This is a genomic window from Paenibacillus sp. FSL L8-0436 (genome assembly GCF_038593025.1).
Taxonomy (GTDB): Bacteria; Bacillota; Bacilli; order Paenibacillales; family Paenibacillaceae; genus Paenibacillus_AQ.
This window is the reverse complement of the sequence record NZ_CP151955.1, coordinates 7,072,098-7,090,594: the sequence shown is the minus strand read 5'-3', so window position 1 is coordinate 7,090,594 and position 18,497 is coordinate 7,072,098. Positions and strand designations below refer to the sequence as shown.

At 46.2% G+C, this 18,497-nt stretch carries 21 protein-coding genes and 1 riboswitch; of the genes, 10 read left to right on the top strand and 11 right to left on the bottom strand.

Going from position 1 to position 18,497, the window contains the following annotated elements; genetic code table 11:
* Positions 1-133 precede the first annotated feature (133 nt).
* Complete coding sequence (locus tag NSS79_RS32690; RefSeq protein WP_342437604.1) at positions 134-502, top strand: hypothetical protein; 369 nt, start codon at positions 134-136, stop codon at positions 500-502.
* A gap of 961 nt (positions 503-1,463) precedes the next feature.
* On the opposite strand, the gene NSS79_RS32685 is transcribed toward NSS79_RS32690, so the two are convergent.
* On the bottom strand, positions 1,464-1,934 hold the full coding sequence (locus NSS79_RS32685; protein ID WP_342437603.1) for a hypothetical protein: 471 nt from the start codon (positions 1,932-1,934) through the stop codon (positions 1,464-1,466).
* A gap of 803 nt (positions 1,935-2,737) precedes the next feature.
* On the opposite strand from NSS79_RS32685, the gene NSS79_RS32680 reads away from it, so the two are divergent.
* From NSS79_RS32680 to NSS79_RS32660, 5 genes are all read left to right on the top strand, one after another.
* Positions 2,738-3,370 (top strand): recombinase family protein, encoded by a 633-nt coding sequence (locus NSS79_RS32680; protein WP_342437602.1) that lies wholly within the window; start codon positions 2,738-2,740, stop codon positions 3,368-3,370.
* Positions 3,371-3,396: 26 nt separating this feature from the next.
* Entirely contained in the window at positions 3,397-3,528 is a 132-nt protein-coding gene (locus NSS79_RS32675) for a hypothetical protein (RefSeq protein WP_342437601.1), read from the top strand.
* A 239-nt stretch (positions 3,529-3,767) separates the two neighbouring features.
* Positions 3,768-4,271, top strand: a complete 504-nt coding sequence (locus tag NSS79_RS32670) for an AbrB/MazE/SpoVT family DNA-binding domain-containing protein (RefSeq protein ID WP_342437600.1) — start codon at positions 3,768-3,770, stop codon at positions 4,269-4,271.
* 176 nt (positions 4,272-4,447) lie between these two features.
* A complete protein-coding gene (locus NSS79_RS32665; protein ID WP_342437599.1) occupies positions 4,448-4,900 on the top strand; it encodes a hypothetical protein in 453 nt (150 codons plus the stop codon).
* Between the two features lie 169 nt (positions 4,901-5,069).
* Entirely contained in the window at positions 5,070-5,810 is a 741-nt protein-coding gene (locus tag NSS79_RS32660) for a hypothetical protein (RefSeq protein WP_342437598.1), read from the top strand.
* A gap of 48 nt (positions 5,811-5,858) precedes the next feature.
* Here the strand turns inward: NSS79_RS32660 and NSS79_RS32655 are convergent, their stop codons facing one another.
* The 4 genes from NSS79_RS32655 to NSS79_RS32640 form a co-directional block, all read right to left on the bottom strand.
* Positions 5,859-6,341: a cell wall hydrolase gene (locus NSS79_RS32655; protein WP_342437597.1), complete on the bottom strand. Its 483-nt coding sequence runs from the start codon at positions 6,339-6,341 to the stop codon at positions 5,859-5,861.
* 97 nt (positions 6,342-6,438) lie between these two features.
* Complete coding sequence (locus NSS79_RS32650) at positions 6,439-6,636, bottom strand: helix-turn-helix domain-containing protein (protein ID WP_342437596.1); 198 nt, start codon at positions 6,634-6,636, stop codon at positions 6,439-6,441.
* 4 nt (positions 6,637-6,640) lie between these two features.
* Positions 6,641-6,796, bottom strand: a complete 156-nt coding sequence (locus NSS79_RS32645; protein ID WP_342440486.1) for a YvrJ family protein — start codon at positions 6,794-6,796, stop codon at positions 6,641-6,643.
* 3 nt (positions 6,797-6,799) lie between these two features.
* Entirely contained in the window at positions 6,800-7,195 is a 396-nt protein-coding gene (locus tag NSS79_RS32640) for a sigma-70 family RNA polymerase sigma factor (RefSeq protein ID WP_342437595.1), read from the bottom strand.
* A gap of 424 nt (positions 7,196-7,619) precedes the next feature.
* Between NSS79_RS32640 and NSS79_RS32635 the strand changes: the two genes are divergently transcribed.
* Positions 7,620-7,916: a hypothetical protein gene (locus tag NSS79_RS32635; RefSeq protein WP_342437594.1), complete on the top strand. Its 297-nt coding sequence runs from the start codon at positions 7,620-7,622 to the stop codon at positions 7,914-7,916.
* On the top strand, positions 7,903-8,346 hold the full coding sequence (locus NSS79_RS32630) for a hypothetical protein (RefSeq protein WP_342437593.1): 444 nt from the start codon (positions 7,903-7,905) through the stop codon (positions 8,344-8,346). The genes NSS79_RS32635 and NSS79_RS32630 overlap by 14 nt, the downstream gene beginning before the upstream one ends.
* A 320-nt stretch (positions 8,347-8,666) precedes the next feature.
* Here NSS79_RS32630 and NSS79_RS32625 read toward each other — a convergent pair whose 3' ends face one another.
* The 3 genes from NSS79_RS32625 to NSS79_RS32615 form a co-directional block, all read right to left on the bottom strand.
* Positions 8,667-9,116, bottom strand: a complete 450-nt coding sequence (locus NSS79_RS32625; RefSeq protein ID WP_342440485.1) for a MerR family transcriptional regulator — start codon at positions 9,114-9,116, stop codon at positions 8,667-8,669.
* 203 nt (positions 9,117-9,319) lie between these two features.
* The gene (locus NSS79_RS32620) at positions 9,320-10,162 is read right to left on the bottom strand and encodes an aldo/keto reductase (protein ID WP_342440484.1); all 843 of its coding nucleotides are present in this window, start codon (positions 10,160-10,162) and stop codon (positions 9,320-9,322) included.
* Positions 10,163-10,252: 90 nt separating this feature from the next.
* Positions 10,253-11,458 (bottom strand): MFS transporter, encoded by a 1,206-nt coding sequence (locus tag NSS79_RS32615; protein WP_342437592.1) that lies wholly within the window; start codon positions 11,456-11,458, stop codon positions 10,253-10,255.
* 162 nt (positions 11,459-11,620) lie between these two features.
* Here NSS79_RS32615 and NSS79_RS32610 point away from each other — a divergent pair, with 162 nt between their 5' ends.
* Both NSS79_RS32610 and NSS79_RS32605 read left to right on the top strand, forming a co-directional pair.
* Complete coding sequence (locus tag NSS79_RS32610) at positions 11,621-11,992, top strand: winged helix-turn-helix transcriptional regulator (RefSeq protein ID WP_341097114.1); 372 nt, start codon at positions 11,621-11,623, stop codon at positions 11,990-11,992.
* Between the two features lie 151 nt (positions 11,993-12,143).
* On the top strand, positions 12,144-12,824 hold the full coding sequence (locus tag NSS79_RS32605) for an S-layer homology domain-containing protein (protein WP_342437591.1): 681 nt from the start codon (positions 12,144-12,146) through the stop codon (positions 12,822-12,824).
* A 126-nt stretch (positions 12,825-12,950) separates the two neighbouring features.
* Here NSS79_RS32605 and NSS79_RS32600 read toward each other — a convergent pair whose 3' ends face one another.
* The 3 genes from NSS79_RS32600 to NSS79_RS32590 form a co-directional block, all read right to left on the bottom strand.
* Entirely contained in the window at positions 12,951-14,126 is a 1,176-nt protein-coding gene (locus tag NSS79_RS32600; protein ID WP_340896055.1) for an ATP-binding protein, read from the bottom strand.
* A gap of 52 nt (positions 14,127-14,178) precedes the next feature.
* Positions 14,179-17,442, bottom strand: coding sequence for a response regulator (locus tag NSS79_RS32595; protein WP_342437590.1), 3,264 nt, complete (start codon positions 17,440-17,442; stop codon positions 14,179-14,181).
* Positions 17,443-17,738: 296 nt separating this feature from the next.
* Positions 17,739-18,125 (bottom strand): hypothetical protein, encoded by a 387-nt coding sequence (locus NSS79_RS32590; protein ID WP_342437589.1) that lies wholly within the window; start codon positions 18,123-18,125, stop codon positions 17,739-17,741.
* Positions 18,126-18,344: 219 nt separating this feature from the next.
* A riboswitch (purine riboswitch) is annotated at positions 18,345-18,448 on the top strand.
* Positions 18,449-18,497 lie beyond the last annotated feature (49 nt).

The following is an 18,497-nucleotide window of genomic DNA, read 5'->3' as shown; positions in this document are numbered from 1 at the left end:
GACGTGTCTCAAGAACGTAAAATTCGGACTACCTTTTTGTGTAATTATTTGTTATATTATGTATATCCTCTTATTTACATATTTAAGAAGGATAGTCAAAAAATATTTTAGACTATTAAAAGGAGACGTGAAAATGTTTAAAAAATTGATTGCTGTTTCTTTAGTTGCTGCATTGGCACTTCCGGTATCTGGGGCATTTGCAGATAGTGCTAGACCTGATACTCAAAATGCTGTAGGTTCTAGTATCACAGTCGCCCAAGGTGGAGTTCATATTATGAGTACAGTCTGGAGAGTCAAAACTGCAACCAATATGAGAGCAACCCCTAATGGAGCATATGTCATATCTTTATATCCTTCTAATGATCCTGATAATAAAAGTGCCGAGTTGGTAGGCGGTCATGATTATGTCGTTGTGAACGGAGTCACGTGGGTGCCAGTTGAAAGTTATTTTTATGGAAAATCAGGCTATGTCCCACTTTCAGCTTTGGAGGAGATTGGCTGAGAACTATGAGACTTGTTAGCCGTGAAGACTAGTGAGTTCTTTATTAAGAAAAATCCAATCGCGTTTTTCATAGCGATTGGATTTTTTTTGAGAAGCACATATTCAAATCTTGCAAAAGCATCGAAAGATCTGGTAACCCTCATTCTCAGGATCAAGGCGATTTAGCGCGTGCAACCTGGATTCAAATTCTTCGATTGAGAAAATAAAGTTGTAGGCTGGTGTAACGATATCGACTGGCTGCGGTGATGCAGCAAATCAAAGTCTTACGAGAGTTTTTTAAGTGGTTATGCGAGTGTAAGGCTGATAGTGTAGGCACGACGATCACTATTAATATTCGCAAAAATGGGACAATCATTTTCACAACAACCTTTACATCTGTTGTATCTGGGGAGGTTGAATGCATAGGATTGAGTACATTCGATTTCCCTATTGCAGCTCAAGTAAACGCACGCCAGATCCAGTACACATCAGAAATATTTTCTTCTGTTGCATCGGGAGGAACAATTGTTGCTGCAAGCACCTTTGGGGGAGTATGCGCATCCGGGAACTTTACTGGTTAATTCTCTAAAAATTCTTCAAGTGGCGGCGTGATGGTACCGCTAGATCATGGAGTAGATTAAATAGTAAGTGAAAGAGTCTCTGCAGAAATAACAAGGCGGCTCCTCGCTGAAGGGAGCCGCCTTATTGTGATGGTAAACAGTGATGTCACCTTCATATCCTTTACCCAGAGCTTCCACTCCAAATGCAATGAAGTAGAACTTGTTAGTGTCCAGGTTAGAGAAAGTTACAAGTGTGCCTCCAGGGACATCAACTTTTGATCTGGTTAAATAACCACTCGAATCTGTGCTATACAAATAGCATTCTATTTATAAAAGTGTCTTTAATAAAGGGTCCAGTTAAAGAGGTTAACTGTTTTAGTTTCATTATCAGCTCATAATTTATTCAAGTGAATTAGCATAATTTATTTTTCGCTTTCCAAGAAATTCTTAATTTCATTAAGATCAATATCATTTGCTATTTCATATTGTTGAATAGAGCTTTTTATAAAATCAGTAATTATCATATACTCTGAACCATATAGACTAACTGAGAATAAATTTTTTCCTTGATCCTTAATGATAATATAATAAGTTTCTTTAGAAGTATCGGGAAGTTTACTCACTTTTTTAAATTTTAAAGGAGCTAAAGAATCCAGAATATAATCTATATCCGCCCTATTTTTTAAGGTAACTATATCCTCACTTCCAGTCCATTCCATTAACAACAAAGAAGAGATTTCCTTATTTTCAATCTTCTCAATAACTTCTTTTTTAAACGTTGTATTAGGGAACATACGATTCTTTATCTCCGTGGAATTAAAAAAATTAATAATTAATATAGCAAGTATAATAATCAGGATACCGTACACAACAGGTCGAAGACTTTTCTTCAAAAAAATCACACTCCCACTATAAATTAATATTTTCTTTCATTTGCTTTTGTTTTCTTAAGATTCCTACATCGACATTCTTAAAAGATAGAGGTATCATGTTGAGATGACTAGTGGTTTGGAGAAAAGTGTAGGCGGGAACAGAGGTTGAGACCTGTTTCCCAATCTATGGATACACATTTCTATGATCGCACTTTGGATATCCACACCATTTCCTCGACGGTTTACCCTCCCATTAATCCGTATTCACTCTGTCTAATTCGAGAATGAGAATATTAAAGCCTTCCTAATATTAAAAAAAATTCAAAAAAATATAATATAGAAAGCGCTCATTTATAGAGCATTATTTTCAGTTATGACCTAAATTTTTACTATGTATTGTCTGACATTAGTCCCATCGTCCAATACACTACAATTTAAATAGTAATTCATGATGTCAATAGTTTTGTACTTTTTTTGTATCCTCACAGATCATAAGGTGGCATGTGGGGACTCCGGATGTGCAAGCTGAAGCACCATCCTGCTGCTCGGCGTATTGTTACCCAACTCACGGTTGCCAGGTGAGCTGAAGGATTCCCACTGTGCATTGATAAAAATATTTTCAGCTAACATCCTGTCGTGGCAGCCAGCGTTGCAGTTGGCCCACTCCTAGATGTCGGCATGAGGATGGAATCTTGGAACGTAATATTATGAATTTTAGAAATTACCAATGGCCGTAAAGGTATATCTTTGCAAACTGCCAAATAAAGCCCGAAAAACAGTCCCTAAAGGTATTGATGAAAACTTATAAACGGTTGGAGGGTTTTATGAGGACATTTTCAAGAGAATTCGGCTATGCTAGGGTATCTACAAAAGACCAAAATGAGGATCGTCAGATTTCAGCGCTACGAGAACAGGGGATTCCAGACGAGTACATGTTTATTGATAAGGCAAGCGGAAAAGATTTTCAGCGTTCAGAGTATCAGCTTCTAAAGCGTGTGCTGCGAGAAGGTGACACGTTATTCGTGAAGTCTATCAATCGCTTTGGCCGGAATAAGCAGGAGATTTTGAAAGAGTGGCAATGGCTGATCGATGCGAAAATTCATGTTGTGGTAATCGACATTCCCATTCTTGATACGCGCAAATATCAAGAGTTGGAGGGGATCGGGCAGTTCATTATGGATCTGGTACTTCAGATCCTGAGTTGGTTGGCTGAAGAAGAACGTAAGGGGATCAAACAGGCGCAGGCTGAAGGGATTGCTGAAGCCAAGAAAAAAGGGAAGCACCTGGGACGGCCGCAAATGAATCTGAACACTCTTACACAAGGGCAGAGGGGCATCCTGGATGCAAACTATAAAGGCTGGAAGAATAATGAGCTATCGGCTGTAGAATTCATGAAGAAGCTAGAGCTGAAGAAGAACACTTTTTACAAAATTATAAGAGAGTACGAGGAAAATTGATTTTTACATGAAGGGAAGTGTAGTGCATGGATTTACAGTATATAGGTGTGAATATTCGCTCCGGTCGGAAAGAATGGATTGAACGCGAGCTTGCGCGTCCTTACCGACCGGACGGTATGGTCATGGAGGAATGGCAAGTGAAGCGGCTGCTATTGTAGAACTGTTAAAACGAGATCGGAATCAATTTGATCCAAGCGAATTACATAAACTTTTAGGATGGGAACTATAATGTTCGGTTTTTAAGACAATTTAGACTCATGGCCAGCTCCTGCAGCGGGCTTGTTTTTGTTTAAAACACGAACATTTAAAGTATGGTCGATTAAAAAAATGACTAAGGGCCGAATGAGGTGAAATATTTCATATGGTATAATAAGGAAAAAATGGAGAGGGAGTTGTTATGAGGAAAGATAGAAATACCGGAATGGTACGTAAGGTGGATGCTTTGGGTCGTATTCTATTACCGATGGAATTGCGGCGCACACTTGGGATTGATATTGGCGATCCGTTTGAATATTTTGTAGATGATGCAAATGAACGTCTGACATTGAGGAAATATCGAACCCTGGAGTGCATGTTTTGCTCTTCCACGGAAGGGCTGTCTTATTTTAAGGATTATTTCATCTGTGGTTCATGTTTAGAACAGGTTTCCGGAAACGAGAAATTGCCTGAAGGGGGAGCGGCATTCGATCCAGAAGTGGCCGCTGCGTTGGAGGAAGTAAACACTGAAAAAGAAATAGCGATTAAACCAAAATGGACACGAAGCAAGGAAACACTCCTCCGGCTGGCTAAGGTCATGGAACAGTACCCGGATGCACCACGAAAAAAGTGGGCCGAGATGCTGGGTATATCCCAGGGGCGAGTCAGTCAGTTGGTGAAAAAATTGAATAACACCGCCCACTGATCTTCGGATGTGGCGAATAGATAAATCGGTTGCAACTTTTTTTGTTTCCTGGTTGCAACTGTTGTTTGGTTTTAAGCAAGTGGAACCATGATTCCGGCTTCACTACTCGAATAATTGCGATCCATTTATACTATAAGAGTAAGGTAATCAAACTAATGAAGAGGGAGCGTGTTACTATGAAAACAGAAGTAATATTGCATTCAGGAATCTATCGTTTCAAATGGCCTTATCTAACGGGCCACTTGGTTCCAAATGATGCAGGGGAAGTCACAGTCTATGATTGTGACGTAGAAATGAGAGTCGGGCAGGAAGAAGATTTAAAAGAGGGCAAGTTAGTTACAATCATCATTACTTCCTACAGTCCTCCAGGTGTTCAAAATAGAATTGAACACATTGCAACAAAAATTAGGATAGCGTTCTTTGATCATATCTTCCATGAGCGTCACTATGAGAAGCCGATTGTGCCAGAAGAGAGCATACGCTGGATTGAACAGCATCTATTCTCTAAAGGCAGTAGCCCAGGGAATACTTCGCATGATCAAAGTCTGGAAGTCACGATGCAATGGGATGTGAAGAAACACGCATATGGTGGACCATCATGGAAGACAGCTCAAATCATATATAACTGAGGATCAGATAAGCGCTCCTGGATTGTCGGGGACGCTTTTTTTCATTTACTGGTTTGGATTATATAACATAATTTTAACTTTAATCGTAAATAATGTTAATGTTATGTTATTCATGGGTTCATTTGCTCTGATATAATTTCAGTTAGGTAGACGAAAGGAGATTTTAGGTTTGAAAAAAGAGCTTGGTGTATTGATGGTGGTGAGTGTCGTTTTGCTTTCAGGATGTGGATCAAATAAGCCTGAAACAGTTTCACAAGGAACGGAGGAGTCTCCTAGTAAACAAGTAACAACACAGCCGGTGCAAGATACGGATGCAAAATTGCTGGGGTCTTCAGAGGATGGAAAAGTAAAATTTTACACAAAAAACGATGGCGCAACACTGGATATTAACGGGAATAAAAAAGACTTTTCTTGGAATGTCCCTGTTGATACTGGAACTGCTCCGCAGGTATATTATACGGATGTAACAGGCGATGGAAAAGAAGAAGCCGTAATTATCATCCAAACTGGGCGAGGAACAGGCTTAAACAATTATGATATTCATGTCGTTAGTGCCGAGGATCTATCCGAAATTAAAGTACAAAGCTATGAGGAGATTGTTGCAAATCAGATCGAGACGCATGTTGCTAAAAAGGGTGACGATACGTTAGACATTTCAGTGAAAGCAAAAGGAAAAGAATATAACTTTAATTATGGGTTTGACCCAGTGCCGGATCAAAAACAGGATCGCCTTGGTTTTGGTGACGTATATATTTATTCATTGGAAAATCAAAAAATAAAATTAAAACTTGGGGCAGCTGTACCCGGAACTACCACATATGTGTGTGATTTCAATGTCACTTATAAATTCGACAGTACCAAGAATGAATTTGTTGCAGATCAAATTGAAGTTAAACCTATTGAAAAATAGAAAAAAGCTTGTCCCAAAAAGTCTTTGGGCAAGCTTTTTTTGTTGATCTTACTGACTGGTATAATTGAAGAACATGTGTTGACCTTTCAGGATTTTAGAAGTGACAATTACCCATTTACCACTCATTTTATATAAGAGCTTCCCATTTTCAGTTTTGCTATTGGCGTTAAAAACATCGATTTGAGTATAAAACAATTTGTCTCCGATTGGATTTTCAAGGGAAGCGACGTTTTGAGCGACAGAAACACAGTTTTTCCAAACTGCACTTGATGTATTTGGAGCAAGACATTTAGCCAAGTTACTATCCCAAAAACAAGAGAATGCATTTTTATGAAGGACGACTTCTTCAATGGTATTCTGGTTTCTAAATTCTCCTGTTGTAGCATTTTTACGGTTAAGAACAACCCATGCAACACCAACACGTGAAAGAGAGTCATTTTCCGTTTCTCCGTACAGTGTTCTTGCCAACAGATCGACACTGTCGCGTCCTTTAAGATCGTTAAACGAATTTAGTTTATCACCAATTGCCATAAATATTACCTCCATTAAGTTAAGTTTTTTGTGGATCACCGGCGTCTCATTATATAAAGAGAATTGAGCCTTAGATTTTACAACCACTCTCTAAATTTTATTTCAGTTCACGAATATCAAAAGTTTGTATAACCTCAATCATTTTGACATAGAGTTCCTGTTTTAAATCATCTCGATCATTGGCGGGTACTTGTCGCAAGGAGGCTTTGATCTTTGGTGTGAAAGATTCTAGGATATGTAATGTTGCCTCCTGATCGTGGTGTTGCTGTGCTTGTGCTAAAAGTTCGGCCAACATAAAATCACCGCTTTACGTTTTTTTGTATTTCATTCTTCAAGCCATTAATGGCATCGCTTAGATCCGATATTTTCTTTTCAAAACGAATAAGTAGATACAAAGTAATTGCAATCGGGAAGCCTAAATTAGCAATAAAAGTAGCAATGTCACTCTCCGTCATCATTCATCCTCCTCCCGTTATTAAGCTGCGCAATTTAGTTAGAGCTTTTAAGCGGTGTTTCGAGATGTTCTGTTGAGATACTCCCAATATCCGGGCTATTTCCTTATCATTTAGCTTTTGTACATAAGCAAAAGATAGAATCTGTTGTTGCTGCGCTGGTAGGGATTCATAAGCTTTAAAAAGGGAAAGATCCGTAATATGATCTTTTAAATTTGGTGGCACAGATTCTGAATCATGAACAGTAAGTAAGACAGATTCTAGGTTTTCATCGTTGTCTAAAGTCAGCGGGAATCGGCTGTCCTTCATTCGTCTCTTTTTGTCATAATTGATAGAGTTATAGTGAATAAGATTGGCCATATACTTGATAAAACGACGATTTACCTCATCATCCGTTTTCAATATAAGTCCCCTTCTTCCTTGTGAAGAGATTACTCCTACGTAATAAAGAGAAATGAAATTATATTTTTACAACCAATTTCCAAAATAAAGAACGTGTGTTCCTATTTTAACATTAACAATATTATGGTCAATAAATTTAATCATTTTCCTTATTAAGGGATGTAATGTGTAATAAAATATATTGGCGCTCTGGGGTCTCCCTGGAGCCTTTTTTACGTGTACTGGTTGCAACCTGGGCATGGTTTAAACCATGCCTGGATTAAAGGGTGTCTTCTCAATTGGTAAGAGAATCGAGCTTCTGCAGGAGGGTAGGGCGAAAACGAAGGAAGAGACTGCGAGAAGAGATTAAGGCAGAAGGGTTAATGCTACCGGCTCTAAGGCGGAAAGGGCAACCTTTGCTGCCGGAAGAGGCAGCGACCGGGAGTTGAGAGTACAGATTTGGTACCCTGCAGATAAGGAAGCTCAGGGAATAACTTCAGCCTATGTGCCTGACCCTAAGGTTTATGCTGAGGCATTTCAGGAGGTATTAGGTCTTCCCCAGCCGCTTTTCACCAGCTTAGAATATGTTCGTACACATGCAGTAGAGCAAGCAGCATTATCAGAAGAGGAAGCTTCTTATCCCGTGCTTATTTTCTCCCATGGGCTGCATGGATATGAGAGTCAAAATACGTTTCAGGTAGAGCAGCTCGTGAGCCAGGGGCTACATCGTGGTTGGCATTAATCATACCTACAGCAGTCTGGCTTCAGTTTTTCCTGATGGCAGGGTTGCTTTGTTTGACTCCCAAGGGAGGAAGGGGTGTGAAGAGCTGCAATTTGATTTTATGGACAAGCTCAATCAAACATGGGTGAGGGATGTTAAATTTGTACTGGATGAGCTGGAAGCCCTTAATGGAAACGATTCGCATGATCGCTTTACGGGACACCTCGATCTGGAGCGTCTTGGAATGTTCGGACATTCCTTTGTGTGTGCCGGTTATGGTTATTTCTTGGCCAATAATGCTTGCATGCCCTGCATCAACAGTTCCATTCCACCCGTAATATCTTGCCACTCCGGGTTTAAAAGGGTACAGAGCTTATTAAATCGCAAAGTTCGCTCCGTTACGGAGTCCAGCAGATGCCGGGCTTGTCTTGGGATGGACTCGTCAGGCTGACCAAGCTCCTCCACATTTGCATATAGTAAAAGAAAGTTATGTGTAAGGGTCTGGACTGCAGGGCTGCTTGGCGGCCATTGGCGTTGGATAGCTTCCAGGGTGCGAAGGCGGATTTACTCCATTTGCCCAATCCAATCGTGGGCTTGATGCTGGGGATGAAGCGCCATACGGAAGAATGGAAGCTTACAATTGGCTAGCTCCTGCATATAAGTTGAATCGTTCATCAATTTCTGCAGCTCTATCCATGCTTGTGTCTGGCGGGCGGTTAGCTTGGACTCCTTCATAATGTACTTGTTGAAAAAATGCATAAATGATGCTTGTCAATCTTCCGGCAGATCCTCTAACAGCTTTGTCTCTTCTATTTTATTATTGATAAATTGTTGGCGTTTTACAGAATGGGCAGAGCGTGAAGCAACCAGCTCGGCAATATAATGCATGGAATCCTCTGAGCTATTATGAGTGGTGCGTTGTCTCGCTTGTTTCAAAATAGCGAGCATCGAGGAGATCGCACCAAACTCTACCTCTAATGCATCAATTTGCAGGTTTAGAGCCTCTGTCATGCTGAGTTCTCCTGAAATCATTTTGCGTATATCTTCAAGGCTGAAATTAACATAGCGCAAGGTTCCAATAAGCTCCAATGTCCATAAATCTGCAGCAGAGTATAGCCGATGCCCTCCTTCAGTGCGTTTTGAAGGCCGCAGCAGGCCAATTTCATCATATAAATGAAGGGTTTTAACAGTAGTGTTAACCATGGAAGCAGCCTGCCCGATGGTGTAGGTAGGTTGATGCTCGGTAGGGGTCCTTGCAATTCACCTCATATGTTATTATACACGCCCCCATTCGTTAGGCATTATTTGGCGGATTATTTCCGGTATCTGAAGGAGAAATATAAAACGACGGCAGTCTAGGACTTTATTCTTGTCCATGGCTGCCGTCGTTTCTTTTATTGTAGTGATTCTAGCGCGGTGTCTGCTTAGAAATCAAAGTTATCGGGATCCGGACCGACCCGCTCATCGCGGTTCAGCCCGTCAATCCGGCTCATGTCTTCATCGCTGAGCTGGAAGTCGAACAAAGCGGCATTCTCGATAATCCGCTGTTCCTTCGTTGACTTCGGAATTGTGATAATGCCATGCTGCAGATCCCAGCGAAGGATAACCTGTGCTACGGATTTGCCGTATGCGGCGGCGATTTCCTGCAGTACAGGCTGCTCCAGCAGCTGTCCCTGCATGAGTGGCGACCAGGCTTCGATCTGGATGCCCTGCTCCTTGCTGAAGGTTCTCAGGGGCTGCTGGGACAAGTATGGATGCAGCTCCACCTGATTGACCATCGGCTTGATTACGGCATCCTTCATCACATCCTCCAGATGATGAATCTGGAAGTTGCTGACGCCGATCGCTTTGACCCGGCCCGCTGTGTACAGCGTTTCCAGCGCCCGCCACGACTCTTTGTATTTGCCCTCTACCGGCCAATGGATGAGATACAAATCCAGATATTCCAGGCCCAGCTTCTCCAGACTGGCCTCATAGGCGGCAAGTGTTGCATCGTAGCCGAGATCAGCGTTCCAGACCTTGGAGGTGATGAACAGATCTTCACGGTTCAGTCCGTTATCCTTCATAGCCTCGGCTATCGCCTGGCCAACGCCCCGTTCGTTCTGATAAGCAGCAGCGGTATCAATGCTGCGGTAGCCGTGGGCAATGGCCTGCTTCACGGACAGTACCAGCTCCTCCCCGTCGGCGACCTTAAAGACTCCCAATCCTAGCCAGGGCATCTTCACGCCGTTCTGCAGTGTAGTCGTATCCTGTAAATGCTGTGCCATCATATAATAACCTCCAGAATGTAATGTGATTAGTGATTTGCAGTTTGTACGTTGTGTATTCGAAACAGGATTGAATGGAGCGGCAGGTGATCAGGCGGCTTCAGTCTGAAGTGTAAGCTCATCTTTTCGTTCCAGCGCACGGCTCCAGGCGGTAAGGATTACAGCCCCGAATACCATGATTGATCCTACCCATGTGGTATGAATCAGGCCCATATGATCGGTGACAAGCCCTCCAAGGTATGCTCCGATGGCAATGCCGGCGTTAAAGGCGGCAATATTGACAGCAGAGGCGATATCTCTGGCGCTTGGCGCATACCGGTCGGCGAGCATTACGACAAAAACCTGCAGGCCCGGTACGTTCATGAATGCGAGCAGCCCCATGAAGAAGATGGTGACCAGTGCTGCGGCCTTAAAGGGTGCTGTGAAGGCCAAGACCAGCAGAACGACAGCCTGCAGGGCGAACATATAGAACAAGGCATTCATCGGCTTGCGGTTGGCCGCCTTGCCGCCAATCACATTGCCGATGGCGATGGCGATGCCGTACACCAGCAGAATGACGGCAACCGTCTTTTCCTTGAAGCCGCTGATATCATGCAGCAGAGGCGATAAATAGGTGAAGACGACAAAGGTGCCGCCGTATCCCAAAGCTGTAATTGCAAAAGCGAGCAGCAAGCGGCCATTCGTCACCAGCTTGACCTGGTCGCGCAAAGGCGTCTTTGTGCCTTTGCGCAGACCGGAGGGAACGAGAAGCAGATTCCCGATCAGCGCGGCGATGCCGGTAATGACTATGGCGATAAAGGCAGCCCGCCAGCCAAGCTGCTGCCCGAGGAACGTACCGAGCGGCACTCCGGTTACGGTAGCAACCGTAAGTCCGGTGAACATCACCGAAATGGCGCTGGCCCTGCGGTCCTCGGGCACGAGATCGGCAGCAATGGTTGAGGCAATGGACATAAACAGGCCATGTGAGAGGGCCGAAATGACCCGTGCAGTCAGCAGCATGGCAATTCCGTCAGCGGCAGCGGCCAGACTGTTGCCGGCGATGAACAGAACCATCAGCGCCAGCAGCAGGGTTTTGCGCGAGACTGCCGTGGTCAGCGACGTTAACACAGGTGCGCCGAAGGTAACACCCAGCGCATATAGAGTGACGGTCAATCCCGCTGTGGTTACGGATATATGCAGGTCATCAGCAATGAGCGGCAGCAGGCCGACACTGACAAACTCGGTTGTTCCTATCGCAAAGGCGCTGATCGCCAAAGCCAGCAGCGCCAGGGTGCTTCTTCTTTTATCTAAGGACATGTTTTCCACTCCTACAGTATGGTAATCACCGGCCGGTAAGTGCTATTATGGATTACCAGGACGTTAAAGGATAGTACGTACTTTTTAGTGCTATAGGTACTAAAAAGTACCCGCAGGAGTGTTTGAAGACAAAGCCCACCAAACTTTTCAGGAGGAATCCTCATGGCTAAAAAATATAATATATCCGTGGAAGCGACGCTGGAGGTGATCGGCGGCAAGTGGAAATGCGTTATTCTCTGCCACCTGACCCACGGCAAGATGCGGACAAGTGATTTGAAGCGCCATATGCCGAATATTACACAGAAAATGCTTACCCAGCAGCTCCGGGAGCTGGAGCAGGACGGCATCGTCAACCGGATCAGCTACAACCAGGTGCCGCCTAAAGTGGAATATGAGCTCAGTGAATACGGCTTGTCGCTGCGGTCGATTCTGGATTCCCTCTGCGCTTGGGGGGAGCAGCATATCATCAGGGAATATGGCGATAAATTTGCTGTTCTGGAGGACAACGTGCTGAACCACAAAAAGGCAGACTGAACAGCCCCGGCTCTGTGCGGAAATGACGCATTGTGCCGGGGTTTTCCTACGTTCCAATAGCAGCAGATGAACTGCAACTTTTAATAATCGGCTTCGTCTGGTAGAAAGAAGGCACAATCAAGCAAGTAAAACTACCGCGAGGTGAGTAGACATGAATAATCATACATTCAAACAGCTTGTGCTGTCCGCAGCGGCAGTGCTGACGTTGACATTTGCCGGACAGAGCTTTGCCGCCGCTGCTTCTTTTCAGGATCTGGCCGGTATCCCGGCTAAAGCAAAAATTGAAGAGCTGCAGCAAAAGGGGATCATTCACGGGGTCACTGATAGTAAATTCCTGCCGAATGCTCCGGTTACCGCTGCCCAAGGCATTCAACTAATCGTCAACGCCCTGGATCTGAATATCGACATGGTTCGCTTCATCAAAGCCCCGCAGGCGACGGACTATTTCCCGAATGCCAGCAATACAGCCTGGTATGCGGATGCGCTGATTATCGCTGCCAATAACAATATTGGCCTGCCGGCAGATTTGGACCCTGCGGAGAACTGGACGCGGGAAGAATTCACCCATCAGCTGATGTTGGCGATTGAGAAGCACAGCAACCTTCCGATGATCAAGCTCATGCCAGTGGATATTGCCGACGCAACTGATTTTACAAGCGGTTACGACGGCTCCATTCAGCGGGCGCTTGCCCTTGGAATCGCCAGTCTGGACACCGCGGGCAAATTCCATCCGGCCAAGGAGATTACCCGCGCAGAAGCAGCGGAACTGATCTACAATGCCCTGGAATATATCGCTGCCCATCCGGCTCCTGCCGGTGGATACGGTGAATAAGTAAGCGCAGGATAACGGGATCGCACTCTCTTTTACAACCATAGAGCCTGCCAGACTAACACAAAAAAACCGCAAGCCTCCAAGGAATGGAGCGATTGCGGTTTTTTGTGTGTTCCCATAAGCGGACTAATCCGGCTGGCCTTCGGTAACCTGGATGGTGAAAATGAATACGGCACCCTGTTCGATGCCCGGTTTGGCGTAGATAGTGCCGCCCATGAGTTCAACCAGCATTTTGCAGATGGACAGCCCGAGGCCGGTTCCGCCGAACTTGCGGTTGATGGTCGCGCCGATCTGTGTGAAGGGCTGAAATAAATAACCCATTTTATCCGCCGGAATGCCAATGCCCGTATCTTCAACCACAAACTCCAGCTGCAGGACCCCATCCAGCGATTGTCTGAGACGGGTATGTACCTTTACACCGCCGCTTGCCGTGAACTTGATGGCATTGCCAATCAGATTGTTCAGGACCTGTCTAAGACGGTTTGGATCACCAACCAGCAGCGCGGGAATCGCCGGGTCGATATCCATTTCCATACTTAAGTTGCGTTCTTTGGCGAGTGCCCTGAACAGATCCATCGTTTCTTTCAGGCAGGCATGCAGGTTGAACAGCTCGTAGTCCAGCTCCATTTTGCCCGATTCAATCTTTGTAAAATCGAGAATGTGATTAATTACGGACAGGAGTGCGTGACCGCTGGTATGAATGATTTCTGCCATTTCCAGATCGTCTGTCTCCAGCTCTGAAGTTCTGAGCACATCCGACATTGCGATAATTCCATTCAAGGGGGTGCGGATTTCATGGCTCATCATGGCCAGAAACCCGCTCTTGATCCTCAGGGCGACCTCGGCAGTCTCCTTCAGTTCAGTAAGGACGACATTTGCCGCTTCCAGCTCCTGCGATTTGATCTGCAGTTCCTTATGGGTCTGATACAGGCGGACAAAACCGTCTATTTTGCTTTTCAGGACAATGGGATGGAAGGGCTTGGTCAGAAAATCAATCGCTCCCGCCGTGTACGCCATCATATAATTCTCCAGCTCGGAGGTTAGTGCGGTTAGAAATATAATGGGGATATCCCGCGATTTCTGGCGCATTTTAATCCGCTTCGCCGTTTCGAAACCATCCATATCCGGCATCAGCACATCCATAATTATCAGGGCGAATTCCTGCTCCAGCAGACATTTCAAGGCATCCATACCGGAGCTGGCGCCAATCAGGCGATAAGGAGTGTCTGCAAGCAGCGCCTGAACGGACAGAAATTCATCCGGACGGTCATCAACAAGTAAAATATTCACAGGATAATCCATATTTCCTCCCACAGCCAGCTAAAATTTCTAAAATGTGAAGTCTGTCTGGTAATTATTGAATTAACCACACCTTCAGTACAGTAACCAGCTGGGTGGTATTAATCGGTTTGGAAATATAATCAGAAGCGCCTGCCTGCAGACATTTAACCCTGTCTTCTTCCAGAGCCCGGGCGGTCAGGGCAATAATCACAAGCTGGTCATACTCCGGCATGGCACGGATATGCTTCATCGTCTCGTACCCGTCCATCTCCGGCATCATAATATCCATAAATACAAGCTGGGTCTCGGGATGCTGCTCCAGATGCTGTAACGCCTCTTTGCCGTTCTGCGCAAAACTGATATCCATATTATAACCTTCCAGGACACTTGATAACGCAAAGATATTGCGCATATCATCATCCACGAGCAGGATACTCTTCCCGGCAAAAGCCGCCTCCGGATTATGCAGCTTCTCGATCAGGCGCTGCTTGTCCGGCGGCAGATCGGCATGCTTGCGGTGCAGGTACAGTGCGGTTTCGTCGTACAGCCGCTCCATGGAGCGCACGTTCTTGATGACAATGCTCTCGGCATAATGCTTCAGACGTTGTTCATCGCCCTTGCTGAGGTCCTTGCCCGTATAGATGATGACCGGCAGGGTTTGCAGTTTGCGGTTGGTTTTGACCTGCTCCAGCAAATCGAAGCCGCTGATATCCGACAGGCCCAGATCAAGGACCATGCAGTCAAAATGATGGCTCACCAGCTGCTCCAATGCTTCCCGTCCTGTCCCCACTGCAACAATGCGTACATCGGGATGCCCGATGAACTCTACAAGGCTGCTGCGCAGATCCTTGTTGTCCTCAACAATTAGCAGGCTTTTTACCGGCCTTCTGATATAGGTTTCAATCTGCAGGAAGGCAGCCTCCAGCTCGGCCTGATCGCTGGGTTTCTTCCAGAAGGAGAGTGCGCCCATGGCCAGGCTCTGCTGATTCTCTTCCGCGGTCGAGATCACATGCACCGGAATATGACGCAGCTCCGGCCGGCTCTTCAGACGGCTGATGATTGACCAGCCGTCAAGGACGGGAAGATGCAGGTCGAGCAGGATGGCATCCGGCTTGTAGGCATGTGCCAGAGCCAGGCCCTGATCGCCCTGAAAGGCGACGATCGCTTTGAAGCCTCTGCTGCGAGCGAGCTGCAACAGAATCCCCGCGAACTCGGCATCTTCTTCAATGATCAGGAGCAGCGTGTCATCGCTGAGCAGATTTCCCCGGTCATCCTCCATTTCTGCGAACTGCAGCAGCTTCGGATTGGATATGGAAATATCGGGCACGAAGGATTCCCGGAAGGCGGTATTCTCCCGGCTGCTGGTGTCCGGATTGAGAAGCTCACTGCTGGCGGCAGCTGCGAACGTTGCAGCTGCCTGGGCAAGAGCGTCACCCTCCGGCTCAACAGCGGGAATAGCCAGGGAGAAGGTGCTGCCTTTGCCTTCTGTGGATTCAACCTCAATTCTTCCACCCAGCATGGTGGAAAGCTCGCGGCAGATGGTCAGGCCAAGACCGGTTCCCCCATATTTGCGGCTGGTTGTGCCGTCCGCCTGCTGAAAGGCCTCAAAGATGCTCTCCAGCTTGGATTCGGGAATCCCGATACCGGTATCGCTGACGGAGAAGACCGCCTCATTTCCGCTCATGCGGATAGATAAAGAGACGGAGCCCTGCTCCGGAGTGAATTTAACGGCATTCGATAACAGGTTGTTGATGATTTGCTGCAGCCTGTGGCCGTCGGTCATAAGATGGTCAGGCAGCCTGCTGTCACAATGGACATCAAAGCGGATATTCTTTTTCTTGGCCTGCTGCTCAAAGTGGCGGAACAGGTGGTTGCTTAGATCATGCAAGGAGACCGGTTCAAGGATAGCGGTCATCTTGCCTACCTCAAGCTTGGCCAAATCGAGAATCTCGTCGATCAGCTGCAGCAGATCTTTGCCTGCCGAGAAAATGGTATGCACATATTCAAGCTGCTTAGGGCCAAGATTACCTTCTTTGTTCTCAGCAAGAATCTGCGACAGAATTAGCAGGCTGTTCAGCGGAGTGCGCAGCTCATGCGATACATTGGCCAGAAATTCTGATTTGTACTGGGCGGCCATGAAGATTTCTTCCGCCTGGGTTTTGATTTCCTCTTTTTGCTGCTCGGTCAGTTCGATTTGCTGCTGCAGGTTAATATTTGCGGCAGAGATCTCTTCTGTCTGCGCCTGAAGCTCTTCCGTCTGCGCTTGAAGTTCTTCGGTTTGTGCCAGCAGCTCGTCGGCTTGTGCCTGTATTTCTTCCTTTTGCTGTTCAGAAATCTCCATCTGCTTCTGCAAATCCTGGTTAGAGGCAAAAAGTTCTTCCGTCTGCAGCTTTAATTCATCGGCCTGGGCTTCAATTTCGGATTTTTGCTCTTCCGTCAATTCCATCTGCCGTTGCAGCTGCTCATTCGAGGTCAGCAGGCTGTCTGCCTGCATCTGCAGTTCTTCTCCCTGCGCCTGCAATTGCTCGGTCTGTGCCAGCAGCTCTTCGGTTTGCGCTTCGAGCTCCTGCGTCTGGGCCTGCAGTTCCTCCGTCTGGGCTTCCAGCTCTTCCTTCTGCAGCTGGGTCTCACCCAGCAACTCTTCGATTCTGGCCACGTCTGCCAAAGTATTGATCAGCACGCCCATGTTCTGGCCGGTCCGTTTAATCAATTCGTACTCTTTGTCAGCCAATGTGTTCAGGGTAGCCAGCTCGACCACGGCGACAACATCCTGCTCATAAATGACAGGAACCAGGATCAGCGTAGTGGGGGCAGCTTCACCCAGTCCGGAATGCACGCGGATGTAATGCTCCGGCAGATCATGCAGCACGACCATCTTCTGATCCAGTGCACATTGTCCAACCAGTCCGCTGCCAAGCGCAAAGGGTTCGCGGCGGCTAGCGGCTTCATCGAAGGCATAACCGGCGGTGAAGTGCAGCTTGTCCCCTTGCTTCAGATAGACCGCTCCGTAGGTTCCGCCGACAGCGGCGCTCAGCTTGCTGATAAAAACCCGGGCTGCGGTCTCTAAATGTACCGACCCCTGAAGCATCAGGGCTATTTCTGTAACTTGGGTATTAATCCAGGCCTGCTCTTCGGCTTGAAGCCGCAGGCTGCGTTCTTCTGTACTTTTGTGCTCCAGATTAACAGCTAAAGCGTGAAAGGAATATGCCAACTCCCCGAAATCATCTCCAGTTTCAGGGCTGATTGCGGAGGAACCGAGGGTGCCTTGCGCAATATCTCCGGATATTTTCATAATTCTATCCAGACCGCGGCGGATGTTCCGCTGGATACTCATCATGAGTCCACTTCCAAGAATAATGCCGGCTGCCCCAAATGCTAAAGACAGGAGTAGAGGAACCCCTTCAAGATAAATTATAGATACAGCAATCATGCTGCTGAGAAAAAGGATAAAGGCAGATGATGCTAACCAAACCCGTTGTTTTATTGTCATGCTAGCCCGTCCTTTGTCTAGTTAGTATCACGAATCACCTTTAATTATACTTTTAATAGAGAGGAGGCGATAGGGGAAGGCAGGAGAAAACGCCGGCAAATCCGCAAAAAAACAGGATTTACTGTCGTTATTCTCAGATTTCTCTATGAATTGCGGACAAAAGTTAACGGGACCGTCTTCTTCTCTGGCGGTGCTTGGATGAACCCCTGTTCAGGGCATGGCCTCCTGCGCCCCCGCCGACCGCCTGCTGCTGGCGTGTATAAGGGGCTGTCGATGGCAGAGTTGGTTCCGCCTGTACTGTATGTTCCGCCACCGCTGCCTACCTGTGTCGCCGATGAACTCATGCTGCCTTTAGGGAGCTTGACCGTCTGGTTGTTGATGACAACGACGATCTCCTTGCCGGGCGGACAGATCAAAGGGAGAGGATGTTTGCCTCCGTTTCGTCCTTTGCTCCCCAGGTTAGCGGCATCTCCTCCGGCGCCGACGCTCTGCTGCTGGCGTGTATAAGGGGAAGCAATTTGTTTGGCCACCCGTATCGTTCCTCTCTGAGTAGTTTTCCTTATCATAAATGCATGGGGGCGGAAATCGTGAGCAATACGGGCGGAGTGTGCTTAGAAACAAACGCTTGCCTAATAGGCTGATTGAAAACATATGTATTTCATGAAAACATGTCATAAATGGATGAAATAATGCTTAAAATTTTGCTTGTAAGGTTCGGACAGAGCGTGTAAGATATACAAGGTATTTACTACGACTTTTCATAAATAACTCATATAATCTTGGGAATATGGCCCATAAGTTTCTACCGGATAACCACTGTAATTATCCGACTATGAGTGAAATAGCGCGTCTAGGGTTCCGTTTCTTGTGCATCGGCATAAGAAAGACTGGTCCAAGCGATG